At 48.0% G+C, this 20172-nt stretch carries 15 protein-coding genes; 14 read left to right on the plus strand and 1 reads right to left on the minus strand.

The annotated features are described in order from the left end of the window. The first annotated feature begins 120 nt into the window (after positions 1-120). The 6 genes from MKY85_RS08345 (at position 121) to MKY85_RS08370 (ending at position 6579) form a co-directional block, all read left to right on the plus strand. The gene (locus MKY85_RS08345) at positions 121-2181 is read left to right on the plus strand and encodes an S-layer homology domain-containing protein (RefSeq protein WP_342572355.1); all 2061 of its coding nucleotides are present in this window, start codon (positions 121-123) and stop codon (positions 2179-2181) included. A 156-nt stretch (positions 2182-2337) separates the two neighbouring features. Next, positions 2338-2763, plus strand: coding sequence for a GNAT family N-acetyltransferase (locus tag MKY85_RS08350; RefSeq protein WP_342572356.1), 426 nt, complete (start codon positions 2338-2340; stop codon positions 2761-2763). Positions 2764-2803: 40 nt separating this feature from the next. Further along, positions 2804-3238: a GNAT family N-acetyltransferase gene (locus MKY85_RS08355; RefSeq protein ID WP_342572357.1), complete on the plus strand. Its 435-nt coding sequence runs from the start codon at positions 2804-2806 to the stop codon at positions 3236-3238. 291 nt (positions 3239-3529) lie between these two features. Continuing rightward, a complete protein-coding gene (locus MKY85_RS08360; RefSeq protein ID WP_342572358.1) occupies positions 3530-3952 on the plus strand; it encodes a hypothetical protein in 423 nt (140 codons plus the stop codon). A gap of 177 nt (positions 3953-4129) precedes the next feature. Beyond that, positions 4130-5350, plus strand: coding sequence for an RtcB family protein (locus MKY85_RS08365; RefSeq protein WP_342572359.1), 1221 nt, complete (start codon positions 4130-4132; stop codon positions 5348-5350). Positions 5351-5400: 50 nt separating this feature from the next. Then, positions 5401-6579 carry a DUF4272 domain-containing protein gene (locus tag MKY85_RS08370; RefSeq protein WP_342572360.1) on the plus strand — a complete coding sequence of 393 codons (1179 nt, stop codon included), beginning with the start codon at positions 5401-5403 and terminating at the stop codon, positions 6577-6579. 149 nt (positions 6580-6728) lie between these two features. On the opposite strand, the gene MKY85_RS08375 is transcribed toward MKY85_RS08370, so the two are convergent. Further along, on the minus strand, positions 6729-7772 hold the full coding sequence (locus MKY85_RS08375) for a LacI family DNA-binding transcriptional regulator (protein ID WP_342572361.1): 1044 nt from the start codon (positions 7770-7772) through the stop codon (positions 6729-6731). A 524-nt stretch (positions 7773-8296) separates the two neighbouring features. Here MKY85_RS08375 and MKY85_RS08380 point away from each other — a divergent pair. The 8 genes from MKY85_RS08380 to MKY85_RS08415 all read left to right on the plus strand — a co-directional run bounded on the left by MKY85_RS08380 (position 8297) and on the right by MKY85_RS08415 (position 20158). Continuing rightward, positions 8297-9679, plus strand: a complete 1383-nt coding sequence (locus MKY85_RS08380; RefSeq protein ID WP_342572362.1) for an extracellular solute-binding protein — start codon at positions 8297-8299, stop codon at positions 9677-9679. Positions 9680-9804: 125 nt separating this feature from the next. Next, positions 9805-12729: an extracellular solute-binding protein gene (locus MKY85_RS08385; RefSeq protein ID WP_342572363.1), complete on the plus strand. Its 2925-nt coding sequence runs from the start codon at positions 9805-9807 to the stop codon at positions 12727-12729. Positions 12730-12804: 75 nt separating this feature from the next. Then, the gene (locus tag MKY85_RS08390; protein WP_091032984.1) at positions 12805-13716 is read left to right on the plus strand and encodes a sugar ABC transporter permease; all 912 of its coding nucleotides are present in this window, start codon (positions 12805-12807) and stop codon (positions 13714-13716) included. Positions 13717-13719: 3 nt separating this feature from the next. Beyond that, entirely contained in the window at positions 13720-14583 is an 864-nt protein-coding gene (locus MKY85_RS08395) for a carbohydrate ABC transporter permease (RefSeq protein ID WP_017689719.1), read from the plus strand. An 11-nt stretch (positions 14584-14594) separates the two neighbouring features. After that, positions 14595-16061, plus strand: coding sequence for an NHL repeat-containing protein (locus MKY85_RS08400; RefSeq protein WP_342572364.1), 1467 nt, complete (start codon positions 14595-14597; stop codon positions 16059-16061). Next, entirely contained in the window at positions 16042-16662 is a 621-nt protein-coding gene (locus MKY85_RS08405; protein ID WP_342572365.1) for a YIP1 family protein, read from the plus strand. The genes MKY85_RS08400 and MKY85_RS08405 overlap by 20 nt, the downstream gene beginning before the upstream one ends. A gap of 14 nt (positions 16663-16676) precedes the next feature. Beyond that, entirely contained in the window at positions 16677-19262 is a 2586-nt protein-coding gene (locus MKY85_RS08410; protein ID WP_342572366.1) for a DUF5696 domain-containing protein, read from the plus strand. After that, positions 19259-20158, plus strand: coding sequence for a sugar ABC transporter permease (locus tag MKY85_RS08415; RefSeq protein WP_342572367.1), 900 nt, complete (start codon positions 19259-19261; stop codon positions 20156-20158). Before MKY85_RS08410 ends, MKY85_RS08415 begins: the two co-directional genes overlap by 4 nt. Positions 20159-20172: the final 14 nt, after the last annotated feature.

Below are 20172 nucleotides of genomic sequence, written 5' to 3' on the forward strand. Positions count from 1 at the left end.
TCTACTCTTTTGTAGACTGTTTTCGAGTTAAGGTCTCTCCTACAATGAAGATAATCAAATAACGCTGACGAGTCTTTGCTGACACCAGAGTTATGTTCACGTGGGAGGTAACGTTAAGAGATGTCAACACGAATAACCGAACGTAAAGTTCATACGAAAAATAAGATCCGTAAGGTCTCGCCTTATTGGGCAGCCCTTCTGTCTTTATCTGTCATTTCTGTTCCCGGGACAGTGCATGCAGCGACTGATGCAGTAAACATTCGGGGTTTGCAGCAGGCAGCACCATGGGCCAAGCAAGCTATTGAAAGGGCTGCCGAGCAACAGATGATTCTGGCGGACAAAGCAGGGAATTTCAACCCGAGCGCAACGTTAACAAGAGGCGACCTTGCGTATACGCTGGCTCAACTATTGGAGTTGAACGTGTTGTCCTCAGTCCAGCTTCCAGATCTGTTATTCAGGGATTTGGATCATAACGCTGAGAATGGAACCTATATTCATGCCCTTCAAGTGGCAGGAATTATGAATGGTTATCCCGATGGTACGTTTCGTCCTGCCGGTCTGGTAACGAGGGAAGAGCTGGCAACGACAATTATTCGGGCTCTGAAGGCTAAAGGATATGGTGAAACATTAAATTTGACCAAAGAGTTGTCATTTAAGGATACTTCCGATATTAGTGCCTGGGCATTGCCTAGTGTACAACAGGCTGTTGAATTGGGAATCTTGAAAGGGGACAATGGAAACTTTGCGCCGAAGCGTTCTACCTCCAGACAGGAAATGGCTGTAATCGCGCTACGCACAACTGAAGTCATTCAAGTGCTTGATAAAGCTGCGAACCAAGGGGGTACCAACTCGGAATCCAATCCTGATGAGCCAGGAAAGGGAATTGAGGTGCAGGGTACAACTTCAGGCGGCAATAGCGCAGGAAACGCAAACAGTAATTCCGGGGTGACACCAGGGAATGGAACTGGAAGTACGGGTGGAGGAGGTGGATCTGCGCCAACTACGCCAACGAATCCTTCCACTCCGTCCAATCCAGGTACGGGGAACAGGGCGCCACTGGTTAGTAGTGGCGGTTTGCCTGATCAGGAACTTACACTAGATCATGCCGCATTGGACTTGGATGTCTCCACGTATTTTAGTGATCCAGATGGTGATGAATTGCAATTCAGTGTCATAACCGGAGATGCAACCATTGTTTCCTCTACTGTCGTAGAAAAAGTGATTCGACTTGTTCCACAGGCTGCTGGAGAAACAACGTTGACGATCAAAGCAGCTGACGTCCAGGGTGCCAGTGTCACGGCACAACTCAACGTTAAGGTACAGGCCAATACGATAAGTCGTCAATTTCCTGATCCATATTTGGCTGGAGCTATTGCGTATTGGTTGCAAAAGGATGTGGATGATCCACTGACCAAAGATGAATTGGTGGAAGCTCTCATTCAGACCAATGGAGGATTGTATGCCAGAAATGCGGGCATTTCCGATCTGACAGGTGTCGAGATCTTCAAAGGGCTGAACGTAACTGAAATCGACCTCTCCGGAAATGAAATAAGCAAAGCAGATGCCTCTGGATTTGATCGCTTGAATTGGCTTGATTTATCCGGTAACGAACTTGCGCAAATTAATGTGACAGGACTGGATCAGCTGGAGTATCTGAATCTTGCGAATAATCGACTTGCTTTATTGGATGTGAGCGGACTAGACTCCTTGCAAGAACTGGATATGAACAGTAATGAGCTTGTTCATTTACCCGTTGGAATTGCTGGATTACCTGATCTGCAATATCTGGATGTGAGTAACAATCCCATAACACTGAGAGAAGAGCCTGACTTCACACTGCATCACACGTTGCTGCAACGTTTGGACAGGTATGACTTCGATGATGCGTCTCCTGTATTGGTAGAGGCACCTGCGGGTAATACCGCTTATGTTCATGGGGATGAGGTTGAGATTGACCTGTCCTTTATGTTTGAGGATGAAGATGACGTTAGATCAACTCTCACACTAGAGGCTGACTCCCCTGATCCACAACTGGCAGATGTCAGAATGATTGGACAGAAACTATACGTTACTGCACTGGGGACGAGTAGTGAGCCTATTCGGATTGAGGTGAAAGCTACCGACCCTCTGGGCAGAACCGGTGTAGGTCACGTGTACGTTGATCTGAGAGGAATAGAGTAGCGTAACTTAGAACAGCATATGTGAACTAATGCAAGTTACATCAACGTGCCTTCCTATATGGAAGGTTCGTTGTTTTTATTTTGTGTGAGATAACTTTATGTTAAAATATGCAAGAAATGAATGAGGCTGTGAGTAATGATGATAGGGGAGAAGAGGATGTCTAAAGGAAATATCAATCCAAGTACTTCAGAGGATTCAGATTATATTCGCCAGCAACTTATTGCATTTAATGCTGCACATGTGGGCGAGGAATTAAGGCATCGTTACGAGGAGTTGAATTTCAATATCAAAAATGAGACTGGCGAGATTGTTGCAGGTGTGATTAGTACACTTTGCTGGAACTGGCTGGAGGTTGATATTCTCTGGGTCGATTCTGAACAGCGGCATCGGGGATATGGTTCACAGTTGTTGCTTGAAGTCGAGCGAATTGCACGAGAGAAATCTTGTGATTTTGTCATGTTAAATACCTTTTCCTATCAAGCACCAGAATTTTACAAGAAGCACGGATACCAATTGATCACAACGATCGAGAATGCACCGACTGGACATAGTCATTATTATTTTAAGAAGGACCTCACGTAAGAAAACATACGCGAAATAGGATAAAATCAGGAGGATGACAATGGTTACCATTAAAGAAATCGGACTTGAAGACTTACCATCACTAAGCCAGCTATACAATGAGTTGATGGGAACGCCTACCAATGAGCAGCAGATGAAAAAGATGTTCCATTACATACAACAGAATCCCCATTATCATGTGCTTGGTGCATTTCACAATGGTAAACTGGTTGGGTCCGTTATGGGGATTGAGTGTATGGATCTGGTGGGTCCATGCAAACCGTTCATGGTGGTAGAGAATGTGATTGTATCGGATCAAGTGCGTAGGCAGGGCATTGGGCAGAGATTGATGCTCCAGATTGAGCGGATTGCCAAAGATCTGGGCTGTGGTTACATGATTCTGGTGTCTGGCGATCAGCGCAAGGAAGCGCATATATTTTATGAGAAGCTGGGTTTCAAGGATGAGAAGGTGCAGGGTTACCGGAAGCATCTTTAAAAAACCATTCAAGAGGTTGTTCAAAAAGTGCAATTTTGATTACGAAGAATGCCTGGTGGCATCTCAGCATCGAATATGGAATTCAGCCGAAATGTCCGTTGCTCACGTAGTTTTCTCTACGCTCTGCTACTCCATTTCTAGCTTCATCCCATCTTCTTGGTACTGAAAACCGCACTTTTTGAACACATAATTCAAGTGAAAATTTCTTACACAAGTGGAAGGATTACTTAAGGAACATGGCGAATAAGGCATAGTCTTAACAAATGAAACGAATAAGAGGGAGGCACTCTCGTGCTCAAAAAATGGGCTAATGTTTTCATGATTCTGAGCCTGGTATTCGCCGTATGTTCCCCAACCTCCTATGCTGCCGCCAAAACGGTTAAGGTCACCGTGACGTTGGTGAGCGCAGAGCTTGTCGAGAACAATTCTGTCGGTAATGAATGGGCCATCGGAGCAAGTGTGAATGGCAAAGATCTGGAAGAGGGTTCATCGGTCACCTTAAATCTGAAGTCTACAGGTACGTTGAAACTGGAGGCCGTCGCTGAAGAACAGGACAAAATTCCCGATTACGGGAGTAAAAGTACCAACGTCAAACTATCTTCGTTCTCCAAGTCAACCAACAAGACGCTTTCTGTGGTGGTGACCGAGAACAGAGGTCGGTATTCTGGTAACACAGCGACTTGGGCGTTCAAATTTAAGATTAGCAAGAAGTGAATAGTTCCAAACGTGTGATAAAAGGGAGCCGAGCTCTCTTTTTTTATGTGTAAATAATTGGTGATCTGAAGGATGATAACGTTTCGAGCTACGCTGATCTTTGTTAAACTAATGAAAGTATCAGATCAAAATTTAAGATGAAATATTCAAAATAATACATAGGAGGTTAACACAATCATGCGTATCGTAGATAACATTAAAGTCTGGGGGGAGCCGCTGGAGAACGCCGTAAGTCAGGCGGTGACTTGCTCGCAATATGGAGATGTCTTGGGTGTGGCTCTGATGGCCGACCACCACAAAGGTTACTCGCAACCCATCGGTGGTGTTGTCGCTTATCGGAATATGATCAGTCCGTCAGGTGTCGGATATGATATTGCCTGTGGTAACAAGGCTGTGCGCACCAACCTGATGTGGGATGATATTCGGGATCAGATTGTGACGATTATGGATGACATCAATTCGAATATATCTTTCGGCGTGGGTCGTAATAATCCAACACCCGTGGATCATGAACTGTTCGACGACGCGAGCTGGAAGCTGTTTGATACCATTGAACCAGGATTACAGCATAAGCTGAAGACGCTCGCACGCAACCAACTTGGAACCGTAGGCAGTGGCAATCATTTCGTGGATATTTTTGTAGAAGAGGCCACGGGAAAGGTGTGGATCGCGAATCACTTTGGCAGCCGCGGGTTCGGTCACAAAGTGGCGAGTGGGTTCCTTAACCTTGCCGCAGGACGTCAGTTCAGTGGCAAAGCGCCGGGTGAATCCATGGATCAGCCACCTACATTGTTTAACCTGAACAGCGAAATGGGTGATATGTATTGGGATGGAATGACTCTGGCGGGCAGATACGCTTATGCAGGACGTGATTATGTCATTGAACAGGTGCTTGGAATTCTCGGGGCAAATGCTGAATACACCGTACATAACCATCACAACTTTGCCTGGAAAGAACAGCATATGGGTGAAGAGGTCGTCGTGGTTCGCAAAGGTGCAACGCCACTGGCACCTGGGCAGCTCGGTTTTGTCGGAGGTAGTATGGGTGATATCTCGGTGATTGTGGAGGGGATCCACAGTGAAGAAAATACCGAGTCATTCCGCAGCACCGTACATGGGGCAGGGCGCACGATGAGCCGAACCCAGGCGGCTGGCAAAATGAATTACAAGCTGCGCACACGCATGGGCGGTGAGATTAGCGAAGCACAGATGCATGAGGTGATTCGTGCTTACGGCGTTGAACTGCGGGGAGCGGGCACAGACGAAAGTCCATTTGTGTATAAGAAACTGCAAGACGTACTGAACGCACATGCGAATACGCTAAAAATCAACCGTGTGCTACGTCCCGTTGGTGTCGCCATGGCCGGAGGTAATGAATTCGATCCGTATAAGGATTAGTCATATATGTTCAACTGAACATTTACACGATAACGGAGAGGGTGAACTTCATGAGAAATTGTGCAATATACAGCTCTCAGTTTGACCTGGATCAGCTGTTTGAAGTGATTCAATCCATTTATCCTGAGGGTACGATTAAACGCAGGGAAGACAAGACCCATATTCAAGTGACTCAGAAAAAATGGCTGAGTAAAAAAACCAAAGGTTTCAATATCATGACCAGCCAGACACATCCTGAGGAATTTACGACCATGATTCAGGGGATGCTTGGATTTTTGAGTCAGATTGAGGGGCGCAATGCTTCGCTCCAGGAAAAGGTATTGATTAAATGTTCCACACTGAACATGGTGATTGGTATTGAGACAGAAGAGGATATCTCGGAAGAATTCTTCGGCGAATTGCTGCGCTTGGCGGATGCTCTGGATGCCGTCATTTTCTGGGGAGGAGGATCTCTGCTGAATGCACATGGCCAGTTATTGCTGGACGTGAATGGAGAATCTGAGGTTGAGGATTACACGGTGACAGCGCACACCAGTTTCCTGGACGATGCTGGAACCCAGACAGAGTCTGCAATTCAACGTAAAGACCGTTCAGAGCAACGGTTGACGGAACAAGGCATTCCTTATAATGCGAACTTGCCTGCAAGGGCCGGAGAAGAGCACACCACCATTCGGAGTAAAGAGGAAGTCGCGCGCCGTGCGGTTGCCTTGTGTCTTGCCGCGCTGAAGGGAGAGTGTCTGGGAGCAGGCGAAAGCGCGGACGATACCGCAGCTCTGGTTCAGGAAGTGATCGACAAGTATGAGGCTGACTCCTTTTTTTCACCCCTAGAGAAGAAGTTTATCGACCAACACGGAGCGGAGCAGCACGAGATCATTGCCTTCTCTTGGGGATATGAGGCGTACCACGTCATGTTGTGGGCGCTTGGTTATGTGGAGAAATTGGGTGCACCAACGGAGTTGTGTAACGTAGGGAAGGATGTCGGTTATTTGCAACAGAAGGACAGCTTTGCCGACTTTCTCTCCGGTGCATCTCTGCGTAGCAAGAGCGAGATTCTGGATGAAGCAGATCTGATCTACCGTTATAACTGGGTGTGTGTGGATAGTCGTGTCAATGACAAAACACCTCCCGCCGGCTTGAATGGTGGAGTGGCTTATGAACGTCACCGTGCTTTGAACTGGCTGATCTGTTATCTGGATCAGGAGTGGGATGATGTGCGTACAGATACGTAGAACACAACATACACAATGCAAATACCCCGATAGCCGCTCAAATACGGTTAAAGGGGTGTTTGGCGTGTGGTTCTGTGTGGACACAAACTTTATTCCATGCATGCTTCAATATGTGTATTATCACATATTTACCACCATATATTCTGCTTTTATCCGCTATGCTTGCCGAACTGTTCACGGATGATGACGTCAGCAAGAATCAACTTTTTCTCGACATTGCTTTCTGGATTCGCTATGCGCCATAACATCTGATCTACCGCACGCGCACCGAGCAATTCCTTGTTCACATTGACTGTAGCCAGTAATGGGATATGGTCGTATAGATTATCAAATCCCGTGACAACGCACTGATCGGGTACACGAATCCCCATACTCTCAAGGGCTTCTATGGTATATAGCCCATAAAAATCATTCGCACATACAAACACTTCAGGCAGATTATCCTTATGGATTACCGAAGTGAACGTCTGGCGGAACTCATCCAATGCCTGATTGCTCAGCTCGGGAATCTGACTTATTTCCATCCCATGGCCCATAAGTACAGAAGTGTATGCAATCCAGCGTTCATAGAAGCTTTGAGCATCCCCGATATTTCCAACGAACTGGAAAGTTTTGAAGCCCTTGCGGAGCAAATAGAGCATGATCTCCCGCATGGATGCAAAGTTATCGGTGAATATGCTATCACTGTGAAAAACAGGATCCAGATGATCGACCATGACAACCGGAATACTGAGCCGCTTGATTTCAAGCAGAATCGGGGTCGAGATCGAGCCAACGGTAATGATTCCACGAATGGCATCCGGGTTGAGTAGGGTGAATAGCTGGTCTGCGGATGGTTCCGTCAAGGTTAGAATATTAATGCCTTTTTGGTTCAGCTTGGAAGAAATCCCGTTAAAGACGGGTCCCCAGTATACGGAGTCCTGATTTTGGTATCGAACATTGGGAAACAAAATCAAGATGGTACCGCTTGAACGTGTGTTTTTCGAGTCATGTGATGATTCACTGTTGTGAGACAGTTCACCAGACAAGAGGCTGTTATCTTTGAAATACCCAAGTTTGCCAGCGGCCTTGAGAATGACATCCCTCGTCTGATCGCTGACTCCCGATTTTCCAGATAAAGCTCGTGACACCGCGAATTTCGACAAACCTGTAAAATGTGCAATCTCCTGAATTGTTACCTTCGTTTTCATCATACCATCCTTACACTCGTAATTCTGCCGTATTCCTTGTTTGGAGCGATATCCAACTGATTCTAGTATAGCATGATGTATTTCTCTTAATCTAATAACGGACAGAGAATTCAAAATGTTAGAGAAGCACAGCATTTCAGGATACGCAATCCACGTGAAGATAAGCACATTTTCAGATAGAATGACGAATTTTGTCTGTAAAATTATTATTTTGTTATTATTTAAAAATAACAAAATAATAAAAGTTATATTTGTGGTTTTAATAAGGTGTACTTAGGAATAAGGATTTTAGTAAGTGTAAAAACAGGGTTTTAACCATATTATCAGCATTTTATCAGAATAAATAGAAAATGTTAACAATAAAAATGTTGACGCTTACATTTTGCTGTGTTAAATTTTGTTTGTCAAAAACAAACGATAAAATAACAAATGGTGGTGGTTGTTTATTTTTGATTGGTTTCTGAGTGGGGTTAGCGATTTAGGGTGAACCATGATTGGTATACACATTCGGGGAGGTTGTTAAAAACATGATTAGAAGATGGAATGTTGTACCTCTGATGTTATTGGCCGTGATGCTTTTTGTATCCGCTTGCAGTGGTGGGGGGACAGCACAGACGGGAAGCGAAACAGAGGGAACAACGAACTCAGGTAACAGCACCGAAGTCGCTGAAACAGAGAAAGAGGACGTAGTGGAAGAAGCTGTGGCAAATGTGCCTGATCTGGGTGGACGTGTCATCAAGGTTGCTGCCTGGTGGGATCTGAAACCGGCGGGAGAGACCGCCTCCGATAAGGCCAGACTCGATAAAATTGCAGAGGTCGAGAAGAAATACAACGTAAAACTGGAGTTCGTCAACGTACCTTTCGAAGAATACATGAACAAATTTACCACGTCTGCACTGGCCGGCGAACCATTCGCCGACATCGTTCAGATGGAATACAAATCCGCACTACCCGCCATCCTCAAAGGGCAACTGTTGCCCCTCTCCGAATTCACTACACCTGAGAACAACATCAACCAGGAAGCAAACCTGATCACAAAGTTTCCTGCTATTGCAGGCAATGAATATGCCTTCGAATCACCAACCAGCATTGGTCTGGGACTTCACTATAACCGAGACTTGTTCAAGAAACTGTCATTACCTGATCCACAAGAATTGTATAACCAGGGCGAATGGGATTGGGACAAATTCATGGAACTCGCCAAGCAGGCAACCAAAGATACCAATAATGACGGCAAAACAGATGTATATGGATTTTCTGGCTGGGCCCTTGATGTCGTTCGCCATTTTACCGCTGCAAATGGTGGAACCATCGTGGATGATGCCAATAGCAAGGAAGGATTATCTGATCCGAAAACGATTGAAGCAACCGAATTCGTTAAACGCCTGTATAACGTGGAAAACGTCGTGAAGGTCAAAACCGGTGACAAAACCAACTGGGAGGAGAGCAACACTTTTAAGGATGGAGACGTTGCTCTGTTCACTGCTGCTGAATGGCAGTTGGGCGATCTCACCTTTGCTGTCGGTGTTGTACCCATTCCGAATGGGCCACAGGGCAGCAAAGAGGTAACGTATGCAAACAACGCGGCATCGGCAAAATTCATTCCAAAAGGTGTGGAGGATCCAAAGATCGTCTACCAAATCTATGAAGAGACCTTCGACATCCTGCAGATCGAAGAGTATCCAGGTCAGGACTATCTGGAAAGTCGTTATACCGACGAGAAGGATATTGCCATCATTCGCGAGCACATCGCTGGAACAGGCCGTATCTTGCTGGATGATGCCTACACGGGATACCCTTTCGGGGATTTTGTGAACGATATCATCAAGGACAATGCTTCCGTCACAGCAACCGCTGAGAAATACAAAGCACAGGCACAAGCTGCCATTGATAAACTCGGCAAACAATAACAACACTTATCACCAGCAAACGATTCAGGCAGGGGCTCGTGTCGGCAATGTTGCACGGAGCCCCTTTTTCCTGAACCACCAAATCGGCTTTGCTGGCATCAGCCTTGATGAGGAGGACTCGCAGGATGGCTGGAATTCTACAACGTAAGACATGGATATTCTCCACAGTGATCATCGTGGCGGCAGCTTGCATCATTCTATATGTAACTTCCGGCGCTGATGAGGGTGCAGATGTTCCACCTGGCAGTCTGCCTGCCATTGAAGTGGATGCGATCTTGCAGCAAACCCGGCAGAAGAAGGGATACGAACAGTATCGCTCTGGAACAGACCAGGCTTCACAGCCAAGTGTGGACATCACCATTGAAGCGGGAGATTACATAAGAGCCGAAGGTGAAGACGTCCGCAAACTCACTAATTATGAGGGAATGGATGGTGTATCTCTCCGTACCGGAGAGACCGGACAAGTCGATTGGACCATTAACGTGCCGGAGACCGGGCTGTATAACCTGTCCGCAATCTATTATCCCATTGAAGGCAAGAGCTCAGCTATTGAACGTGCATTGTACATTGACGGTGAACTTCCTTTTGCGGAAGCCGCCTATTTGCAGTTTGATCGGGTATGGGCCAATGAGAAAGATGTTGTGGAGCAGGACAATCAAGGCAATGACCTTCGTCCGAGACAAGTAGAGCAACCACGCTGGATGGAAGAAACGTTTCAGGACTCCGACGGGTACGAGCAGGCTCCATTCAAGTTTTATTTGGAAAAAGGGGAACACACCCTAACGCTAAAATCTTCGCGTGAACCCATGGTGATTCGGTCCATACGCCTTTTCAATGAGAAGACAGCCGTTCCTTACGCAGAGACTGCGGAGGCACAACAGTCGGATTCCTCCGGGCAGCCGAAGGATGTCCTTATTCGCATTGAAGGAGAAGCTGCTATTGCCAAATCTTCACCTACGTTATACCCGACGAGCGAAAGGTCAAGTTCTGCAGTATCTCCTTACAGTGCTTCCCAGGTACGCATCAATACGATTGGTGGCTTTAACTGGCGTCTGCCAGGACAATGGATTGAATGGGAAGTGGATGTGCCGGAGAGCGGACTGTATCATATCGGTTTTACCGCACAGCAGAATTTTGTCAAAGGCATCTATTCTACTCGCAAACTGACCATTGACGGTGAAGTTCCGTTCGCAGAGATGGCCCAAGCGCCTTTTCGTTATCAAAGTGACTATCGCATTGACGTCATGGGTGGCAAGGAAGCATACAAGTTTCAATTGGAAAAAGGAAAACATGTGCTGCGGCTGGAGAACAGCCTGGGTGATTTTGCGCCCCTCATCCGAAATGTGGAGGACAGTCTGTACAACTTGAACTCCATGTACCGGCGCATTCTGATGATTACAGGTACCAAGCCCGATGAATTCCGGGATTATCGGGTGGAACAGCAGATCCCGAACCTGCTGGAAGTGTTCAGTGGGGAGAGTAAACGACTCAAAGACGTGGCCGCACAGCTTCGTCTTCTATCAGGACAGTCCAGCGATCAGGAAGCACTGATCAAGACGATGGCGCAGCAACTGGACGAGATGATTGACAAGCCAAATACCATACCAAGAAGGCTTGGAGCATACAAAACCAACACAGGGGGTCTCGGCACATGGGTGCAGCAGGCACGAGAGCAGCCCCTTGAGATCGACGCCCTGTACGTCACTTCCATCGACCAAGATATTCCCGGTACAGGCATGGGGCCAATTGCCAAGCTCGGTCATGAAGCGAAGATATTCTATCATTCGTTCTTCATTGATTATAACCAGATCGGCAATGTAGCTACATCAGAAGATCAGCGCACCGTAACCGTCTGGATTGGCAGCGGGCGGGACCAGGCGAATACGATGAAGGCGATGATTGACAAGACATTTACACCAGACAGTGGCATTAACGTGAACTTGAAGCTGGTCAACATGGGAACCTTGCTGCCAGCGACCTTGTCGGACGAAGGACCCGATATTGCCATGCAGATCGGCAATGATCTGCCCGTGAATTTTGCCATGCGGAATTCGGCTGTAGATCTGACGCAATTCAGTGACTATGGCACCGTAGAGCAGGAGTTCAGGGAAAGTGCAATCGTACCGTATGCCTATGACTCAGGCGTATATGCCTTGCCGGAGACGCAGACCTTTAACATGCTGTTTTACCGTAAGGATGTGCTCGAAGAACTGGGACTTGAAGTACCTCAGAACTGGGAGGATGTTGAGGCTCTGCTCGCGATTCTGAGCAAAAACCATATGGAATTTGGCATGCCGGTTGTAACCCAGGCCAATATGCAGGGGGTCAATATTCCACCGAACTCGCAGTATGCCACAATGCTGCTTCAGAACGGAGGCGCCTTCTATCGGAATGATGACAAGGAATCGGATCTGGATTCCCGGATCGGGATTGAGACCTTTAAGCGATGGACAGAGTTCTATACCGATTACAAGCTGGAACGGGAATATGATTTTGCCAACCGTTTCCGGACAGGACAGATGCCTATTGGGCTAACGGATTACACCATGTACAACCAGCTGTCCGTATTTGCACCAGAGATTCGGGGATTATGGGGATTCGTTCCTGTCCCGGGAACCGTTCAGGCGGATGGAACCTTGAATCGGGACGTACCGGGTGGAGGCAGTGCAGTCATGATGCTGGAGGGTGCCAAGGATCAGGATGCGGCGTGGGCGTTCATGAAATGGTGGACCAGTGCACCGATTCAGGCGGAATTCGGACGGGAGATGGAAGGTCTGATGGGCGCAGCGGCTCGTTATCCAACGGCCAACATCAAGGCACTGGATTCCCTGCCGTGGCCTGCCGAGGATTACGCCAATCTGAAGGCGCAATTTGAAACAGTGAAGGGTATTCCCGAAGTACCTGGTGGTTATTTTACAGGCCGCCATCTGTTCAATGCATTTTACAAAACCGTTGTTGGCCAAGTGGAAGCCAGGGAATCCATCATGGATTATACCCAATATATTCAGGACGAGATTCGAGTGAAGCGTAATGAATTTGGTCTTCCGTAAGCAGAGGGAGGGTTAATCGTGCCACAAATATCACTCCGAGACGGACAAAACAGTCCTCCTGAGAAAGCGTCAAGGATGGGCATGAAATCGTGGTGGAGCTGGAAGCTCCAGGAAATGAAGGCCAGCAAACATTCCTATGTTCTGCTTGCACCTTATATGCTGCTGTTCGTCATGTTTACCGTGATTCCGGTTGTCATCTCGATCATACTCAGCTTCACCTACTTTAATATGCTGGAATTCCCGCGTTTCATTGGCTGGCAGAACTATACCCGCCTGTTTCTGGAGGATGATGTATTCCTGATTGCGATTAAGAATACGTTGTTGTTCGCCATTATTACCGGGCCGATCAGTTATATTGCCTGTTTTGTCTTCGCGTGGATCATTAATGAGTTAACACCGAAATGGAGAGCGTTCATGACGTTGATCTTCTACGCGCCCTCCATTTCGGGCAATGTGTATTTTATCTGGCTCATGATTTTCTCGGGAGATCGTTATGGTATTGCCAATGGGCTGTTGATCAAATGGGGTTTTCTGCTGGAACCGATCCAGTGGCTGAAGACGGAAGCCTATATTATGCCCATCCTCATTCTCGTGCAGTTGTGGCTGAGTCTCGGCACCGGATTTCTGGCATTTATCGCCGGTTTGCAGACGGTGGACCGGACGTTATATGAAGCGGGCGCGGTGGATGGGATAAAAAATCGCTGGCAGGAGCTGTGGTACATTACCTTGCCTTCGATGCGTCCACAGCTCATGTTCGGCGCGGTCATTCAGCTCACAACTTCGTTTGCCGTGGCTGATGTGTCGATTGCACTGGCCGGGTTCCCAAGCGTGAACTATGCGGCAGAGACGGTGGTCACCCACTTGATCGACTTTGGTACAACGCGGTTTGAGATGGGATACGCATCGGCGATTGCGACCGTGCTGTTCATGATCATGGTGGGCACCAACTTGCTGGTACAGAAACTGCTTCGAAGGGTGGGAGAATAACCTATGGCTGCAATTGCAACAGGAAAAAAGCGGGTGAATCGCTCGCTATCAGGAAGTCTCTCCCTGTTTGCCCTTCTGCTCGTATTTGGTGCCTTCATGGTGCTGCCGTTGATCTATGCGATCAACAATGCATTCAAACCATTGGATGAGATTTTCACCTTTCCGCCAACGCTGTTTGTCAAAAATCCCACATTCAGCAACTTTACAGATCTGCTGAATCTGCTGAGTGACTCGTGGGTGCCGTTTTCACGCTATATATTCAACACGGTATTTATTACAGGTATCGGAATTGTAGGTCATGTGCTTCTGGCTTCCGCAGCCGCCTACCCGCTTGCGAAGCACAAGTTTCCAGGCAAAGTATTCATGTTCCAAGTGGTCGTACTATCACTGATGTTCACACCTGCGGTGACGGCCATTCCGAACTATATGATCATGTCATGGCTCGGATGGATTGACACGTACTGGGCTGTTATCATCCCGGCATTTGCCTATTCACTCGGGTTGTATCTGATGAAACAGTTCATGGAGCAGATCCCGGATGCGCTACTGGAAGCGGCCAAGATTGATGGTGCCAGTGAATACCGGATCTTCTGGTCCATTGTCATGCCCAATGTGAAGCCAGCCTGGCTTACATTGATCATTCTGCTGTTCCAGATGTTATGGGGCAGTGATGGCAATGGGTACATCTACAGCGAGCAGCTCAAGACCCTGCATTATGCAGCAGGTCAGATTATTCAGGGCGGAATATCCCGGGCAGGAGCAGGTGCTGCGGTAGCACTGATTTTGATGAGTGTGCCGATCACGCTATTTATTTTCTCTCAGAGCCGAATCATTGAGACGATGGCGAGCTCGGGCATGAAGGATTAAGGGGGAACGATATGGCACGCACAGTGAAAAGATGGCTTGTTCTCCTGGCGGCAGTATCTCTGCTGCTGGTGAATGCCGTGCCTGCGGCGGCCTCCCCGGCGCCGTATGAGAGTTATAACTACAACTACTGGAAAGAGGCTGTTCCTTCACCAGATGCCTATCTGCCTGAGCGCACCATTTCAGGCCGTGACCTCGGCATTAGTGAGTTCAAAGACCCCGGTGATGTGAACGTTTCTCCGTCCGGGTTGATCTACATTTTGGATAGTGGCAACAATCGAATTGTCGTATTGGACCCGGAATTTAAGTTGCTGCGCGTTATCGATGGATTCATGACAGAGGGCAGCAAAGAGAGCTTTAATCTTCCGGGCGGATTGTTCGTGAATGAAGAAGAACACATATACATCGCCGATACGGGAAACAGTCGAGTGGTTGTTTTGGATGGAGAAGGGAGGCTGCTTCATATCATAACCGAGCCGGAGTCGGATATCCTGTCGACCCAATTCCAGTTCCAGCCCTTGAAACTGACGGTTGATCATGTAGGTCGCGTATATGTTGTGGCACAAGGGGTCTACGAAGGCATTATGCAGTTTGATGAGAGTGGGGCATTTATCGGATACGTCGGTACCAACAAAGTGGAGCGGGACTACGGCGAATATATCTGGCGCATGTTATCCACCAAAGCCCAGCGTGCACAGATGGTTCTGTTTGTGCCAACAGAGTTCTCCAATGCGGATATTGACCCCAAAGGATTCGTGTATGCGACGAATATTGATCCAGGCTCGAATGAACCGATCAAACGGCTGAATCCGTCTGGCGAAGATGTACTGAAACGTTTTGGTTATTACGACGTCAAAGGCGATATCCGGTTCCGCAACAATCCCGGTCCATCCAAACTGATTGATGTGAAAGTGCTCGGCGACGGCATGTACAGTGTACTGGATGCGACACAGAATCGGGTGTTCACGTACGACGATGAAGGTCATCTGCTCTACATATATGGTGGCAAAGGAAATCAGGTGGGCACGCTCAAAACGCCAGTTGCGATTGAACAATCGGGTGAGCACCACTTGGTTCTGGACCGGGGGAAGAACAATCTTGTTGTCTACGAGCCAACTCGTTTTGGTTCCCGTGTGAATGAAGCGGTCGCACTCCACTATCGAGGCGAGGACACGGAAGCTGTGAATATATGGAGAGAAGTGCTTAAGCTGAATGCCAACTATGACATCGCCTATATCGGTATCGGCAAGTCCTTATTAATGGAGAAGAAAAACGAGGAGGCGCTGGGGTACTTCGAACTTGGGATGGATCGCAAGAGTTATTCTGTCGCGTTCAAGAGGCATCGGCGAGAGATGATGAAGGAACATTTTGGTACATTCCTGACCGCTGTGATTGCGCTGATTGTCATTCTGATCCTGACCCGGGTGGCGGCTAAATGGAGACGGAGGAGGCAGGTCGATCGTGAAGCAGGATTTCATTAAGTTTCCGCTGCATCTCATTTTTCACCCCATTGATGCATTCTGGGACCTCAAGTCGGATAACCGGGGACGGCTGTTTGTTGCTTTTGCAGCACTCGCGCTTACCATTGTCATGATGATTCTGCAAAAGCAGTATGCAGGATTTCTCGTCAATTACATCGACCCTCGCACGATTAACAGCATCATTGAGATCGCCACAGTTGCGGTGCCTTTCTTTCTATGGTGCACTGCCAATTGGGCAGTAACGACCTTGATGGAAGGGGAAGGCAAGTTCAGGGAAATCGTGCTGGCGACAGGCTACTCGCTCATTCCCGTTATTCTGGTCTATGCCCCGATGATCGTAATTAGCCGGTTCATGGTGCAGGAGGAGACTGCTTTTTATTATCTGTTCAATAGCATCGCGTTTTTCTGGTTTGTACTGCTTCTGTTCATTGGCATGATGACGGTACACCAGTACACGGTGATTAAAACGATCGTTACGATGGTGCTGACACTCATCGTGATGGGCATTATTGTATTCCTTGGCGCACTGGTCTTCAGCATGCTGCAACAGTTGTACGAATTCGGTTATAACATCTACCGCGAGTTGATTTTTCGGACCTAAAGGAGGCGGCATCCGTGAACCAAAGGCAACGACTATATACGGTGCTGGCTGGTGGTGCAGCTGTAATCATGATTGCAGCCGGGCTGCTGTATATAAACAACAGGGGCATTCCTGCCGTAGAAGCTGCGGCTTATCTGGACACAACAACCAGAGCTATGCCTGTCACGGAGGAACCATTGAAGTTCCTTGTCGACTCTTCGCAGGGGGTGCCTGGTATGCAATTGGTCGCCGAAGATCAGGGCTTGGCTCTGTACTATAACGAGGAGACAACGGAAATTGCAGTACGTGACGGGAAAAGTGGAGAGGTCTGGTACAGCAACCCGAAAGAACGGGCTGAGGATGGTCTTGCTTCTGCGTATGAGAAAGAAGTGCTGTCCTCCCAGTTGAACGTGTCTTTCCGGGATTCGATGGGCACTTTGGAGAACTTTCCAAATTTCAGTTCGAGTATAAGCAACAAACAATTCACAGTGGGCCAGATCGATCAAGGGATTCGGGTCAACTATACACTGGGTGATACATCACTTGGGATTGATGCACTGCCGAAGTTGATTAGCAAACAGCGATTGGAGGAGAAGGTTCTTTCCAAGCTGGACGCGACTGTCGCTAGATACACATCTGCCCGTTACTATCCAACCAAGAACAATCCGGATATTCTGGAACGGCTGGATGGACAGATTTCGAAGCAGCTTGTATTGAACAAGATGTTGAGTGCCTTCGAGACGGCAGGTTACACGGCGGACGATCTCGCTTATGACAATCATGAGAATGGAGTCGAAGGCGGAGGCGTATCGGATAAGCCAAGCTTCGTGATTTCTGTGGAATACCGATTGGAGAAGGGAGCGCTTGTTGTTAGCGTGCCCCTGAGTCAGATAGAGGAAAGTGGGCAATACCGTATCCGAAGTATTGATTTGCTCGCTTATTTTGGTGCTGTGGATACGAAAGGTGAAGGCTACATGCTCGTACCTGACGGTTCGGGTAGTCTGATCCACCTGAACAACGGGAAAACCCAGGAAGAGCAGTATGTACAGCGTGTCTATGGAGCAGACCCGAATGATAATTCGCTCAGTCGTCCTCAGGTTAGTGAATCCGCGCATATGCCTGTGTTTGGTCTGAAGAACGGGGAGAATGCGTGGTTTGCAGTCATTGAAAAAGGGGACGGCATAGCCAGTATCTCTGCGGATATTGGAGGCAGACAGAACAGCTACAACCATGTGCATGCGACCTTCTCCCTGCGGGGGGAGGATGAGCTGGAGATGTACACCTCGCAGAAAATGCAGGAGATTCAGCTGCTTGGCGAAGAGCCTTACCGTGGAGACATTCAGGTCCGCTATCATTTCCTTCATGGAGAAGATGCCAGTTACTCGGGAATGGCCCGCCTGTATCAACAGCAGTTAATAGAACAGGATGTGCTGAAACCCCTCGCGGAAAAGACGGAGTTGCCGTTCTATGTGGATGTGATTGGTGCAGTGGACAAAAAGGCTTCGTTCCTTAGCGTACCCTATCGGACCACTTTAGCTATGACGACGTACGAACAGGCCACTGAAATGGCAGCGAAGTTACAGCAGAATGGTGTGAACCGTGTACAAATGCGGTATCAGGGATGGTTCGGCGGTGGTGTCAGCCATCATACGCCAACGCAGGTGAAGTTGGACAAGGAAGTAGGCAGTCGTTCCGAACTTCAGGCATTGTCAACTAAGCTGGAGCAGTCGGGTGGAGCTTTGTACCCGGATGTGGCTTTCCAGCATATTTATCACGATGATATGCGTTTTGCTCCTTCCTCGGATGCAGCGCGGTTTGTTACTAAGGAGACAGCAGAACTGTATCCATACAACTCTGCGCTTAATCGTATGGATCAGAGTAAGGACAGCTATTATCTGCTCTCAGCCGCCAAGCTTCCTTATGTGGTGAGTAAGTTTACTGATCAATTCAATCAACTGGACCTCGGTGGATTATCCCTTCGTGATCTGGGGCAGGTCCTGACTTCGGATTACCGGGATAGTCGGGTGATTCATCGGGAGACGGCAAAAAACATAGTGAAGGAGCAGCTGGGCAAGTTGGCACAGTCCTATTCGAACCTGATGGTATCCGCAGCGAATAGCTATGCTTGGGGTAGCGCACAACATGTTGTAAATGTACCCGCAGGGTCAAGTCGGTTCAATATTACCGATGAAGAAGTACCTTTTTATACGATGGTCATTCATGGATACATGAACTATGCGGCATCTCCAATGAACATGTCGGGGGATCAGGATCTCCGCAAACAGTTGCTGCGAAGCTTGGAGCTTGGGGCCGCTCCGTATTTCCAATGGACCTATGAACCATCATCCAGGCTGAAGCTGACAAATTATGATTCGGCCTACGCAACGGAGTACAGTTATTGGGTGGATGACGCCATTGCTTTGTATAAGCAGGCCGAAGACGTACTGGGAGATGTGGTGAATGAGAAGATCCTCAGACATGAACGCATTCAGGAAGGTGTGGTCCGAGTCACCTATACTGGCGGTACAACCATTCTTGTCAATTACAATGCGGATGCAGTAACTGTGGATGGAACGACGGTTGGCGGGACGGATTATGTGGTGGGAGGAGTGAACCGATGAGAACCATTCGATTATCGCTGAAGTCACGGAGAGCGCTGCTTGGATTTGCATTTATTTCGCCGTGGCTGCTCGGTTTCATCTTCCTCTTTGCCACACCGCTCCTGCAATCGATTCGGTTCAGTCTGAGTAATCTGTCGGTTGCTCCTGGCGGATACGTTCTGGACTTTGTTGGATTCAAAAATTTCAAGGATGCGCTTCTGGTTGATGCTACATACAACCGGATTCTGGTGGATTCCGTAGGAGCGATGTTGCTGAATGTGCCGATGATTCTGTTCTTCAGTCTGTTTACAGCAACACTGCTTAACCAGAAGTTCAGAGGTAGGACGATGGCACGTGCGATCTTCTTTCTGCCGGTTATTCTGGCTTCCAGTGCAGTTGCAGCAGCAGAGTCTGCGGGATTAATCAATCTAATGGGGGATGCAAGTGCTGTCGATGCGGCCGCTGATGGTAGTGCCTCGTTCAATGTGGTGTCCATTGTGCGGATGCTGGCGGATGTGGGATTGCCAATGGCCTATGTGGATTACATCGTTGAAGCCATCATGCGGATCTATGAGATTATTAGCAGTTCGGGTGTGCAGATACTGATCTTCCTCGCCGCGCTGCAATCAGTACCGGGATCCATGTATGAGGTTGCGAAGATCGAAGGGGCGACAGCCTATGAATCGTTCTGGAAAATAACATTTCCCATGGTCAGTCCATTAATTCTGACAAATGTCATCTATACCATCATTGATTCCTTTGCCGGAAGTCTGGTCACACAGGCGATCTATCAGACCGCATTCAAAACCCAGAACTTTGGCTTAAGCTCGGCGATGTCCTGGCTGTATACGCTGGTGATTGGCCTTGTACTGATCGTAGTGGGATGGGTGTTATCACGGCGTGTTCATTACAACTGACAGTTCACATTGAG

This window comes from Paenibacillus sp. FSL R5-0749 (assembly GCF_038595085.1).
Lineage (GTDB): Bacteria > Bacillota > Bacilli > Paenibacillales > Paenibacillaceae > Paenibacillus.

Excerpts from the sequence above, each read along its gene's own strand:
- MKY85_RS08345 (WP_342572355.1), top strand. The coding sequence starts at position 121 with ATGTCAACACGAATAACCGAACGTAAAGTTCATACGAAAAATAAGATC.
- MKY85_RS08350 (WP_342572356.1), top strand. The coding sequence starts at position 2,338 with ATGTCTAAAGGAAATATCAATCCAAGTACTTCAGAGGATTCAGATTAT.
- MKY85_RS08355 (WP_342572357.1), top strand. The coding sequence starts at position 2,804 with ATGGTTACCATTAAAGAAATCGGACTTGAAGACTTACCATCACTAAGC.
- MKY85_RS08365 (WP_342572359.1), top strand. The coding sequence starts at position 4,130 with ATGCGTATCGTAGATAACATTAAAGTCTGGGGGGAGCCGCTGGAGAAC.
- MKY85_RS08370 (WP_342572360.1), top strand. The coding sequence starts at position 5,401 with ATGAGAAATTGTGCAATATACAGCTCTCAGTTTGACCTGGATCAGCTG.
- MKY85_RS08375 (WP_342572361.1), bottom strand. The coding sequence starts at position 7,772 with ATGATGAAAACGAAGGTAACAATTCAGGAGATTGCACATTTTACAGGT.
- MKY85_RS08380 (WP_342572362.1), top strand. The coding sequence starts at position 8,297 with ATGATTAGAAGATGGAATGTTGTACCTCTGATGTTATTGGCCGTGATG.
- MKY85_RS08385 (WP_342572363.1), top strand. The coding sequence starts at position 9,805 with ATGGCTGGAATTCTACAACGTAAGACATGGATATTCTCCACAGTGATC.
- MKY85_RS08390 (WP_091032984.1), top strand. The coding sequence starts at position 12,805 with ATGGGCATGAAATCGTGGTGGAGCTGGAAGCTCCAGGAAATGAAGGCC.
- MKY85_RS08395 (WP_017689719.1), top strand. The coding sequence starts at position 13,720 with ATGGCTGCAATTGCAACAGGAAAAAAGCGGGTGAATCGCTCGCTATCA.
- MKY85_RS08400 (WP_342572364.1), top strand. The coding sequence starts at position 14,595 with ATGGCACGCACAGTGAAAAGATGGCTTGTTCTCCTGGCGGCAGTATCT.
- MKY85_RS08415 (WP_342572367.1), top strand. The coding sequence starts at position 19,259 with ATGAGAACCATTCGATTATCGCTGAAGTCACGGAGAGCGCTGCTTGGA.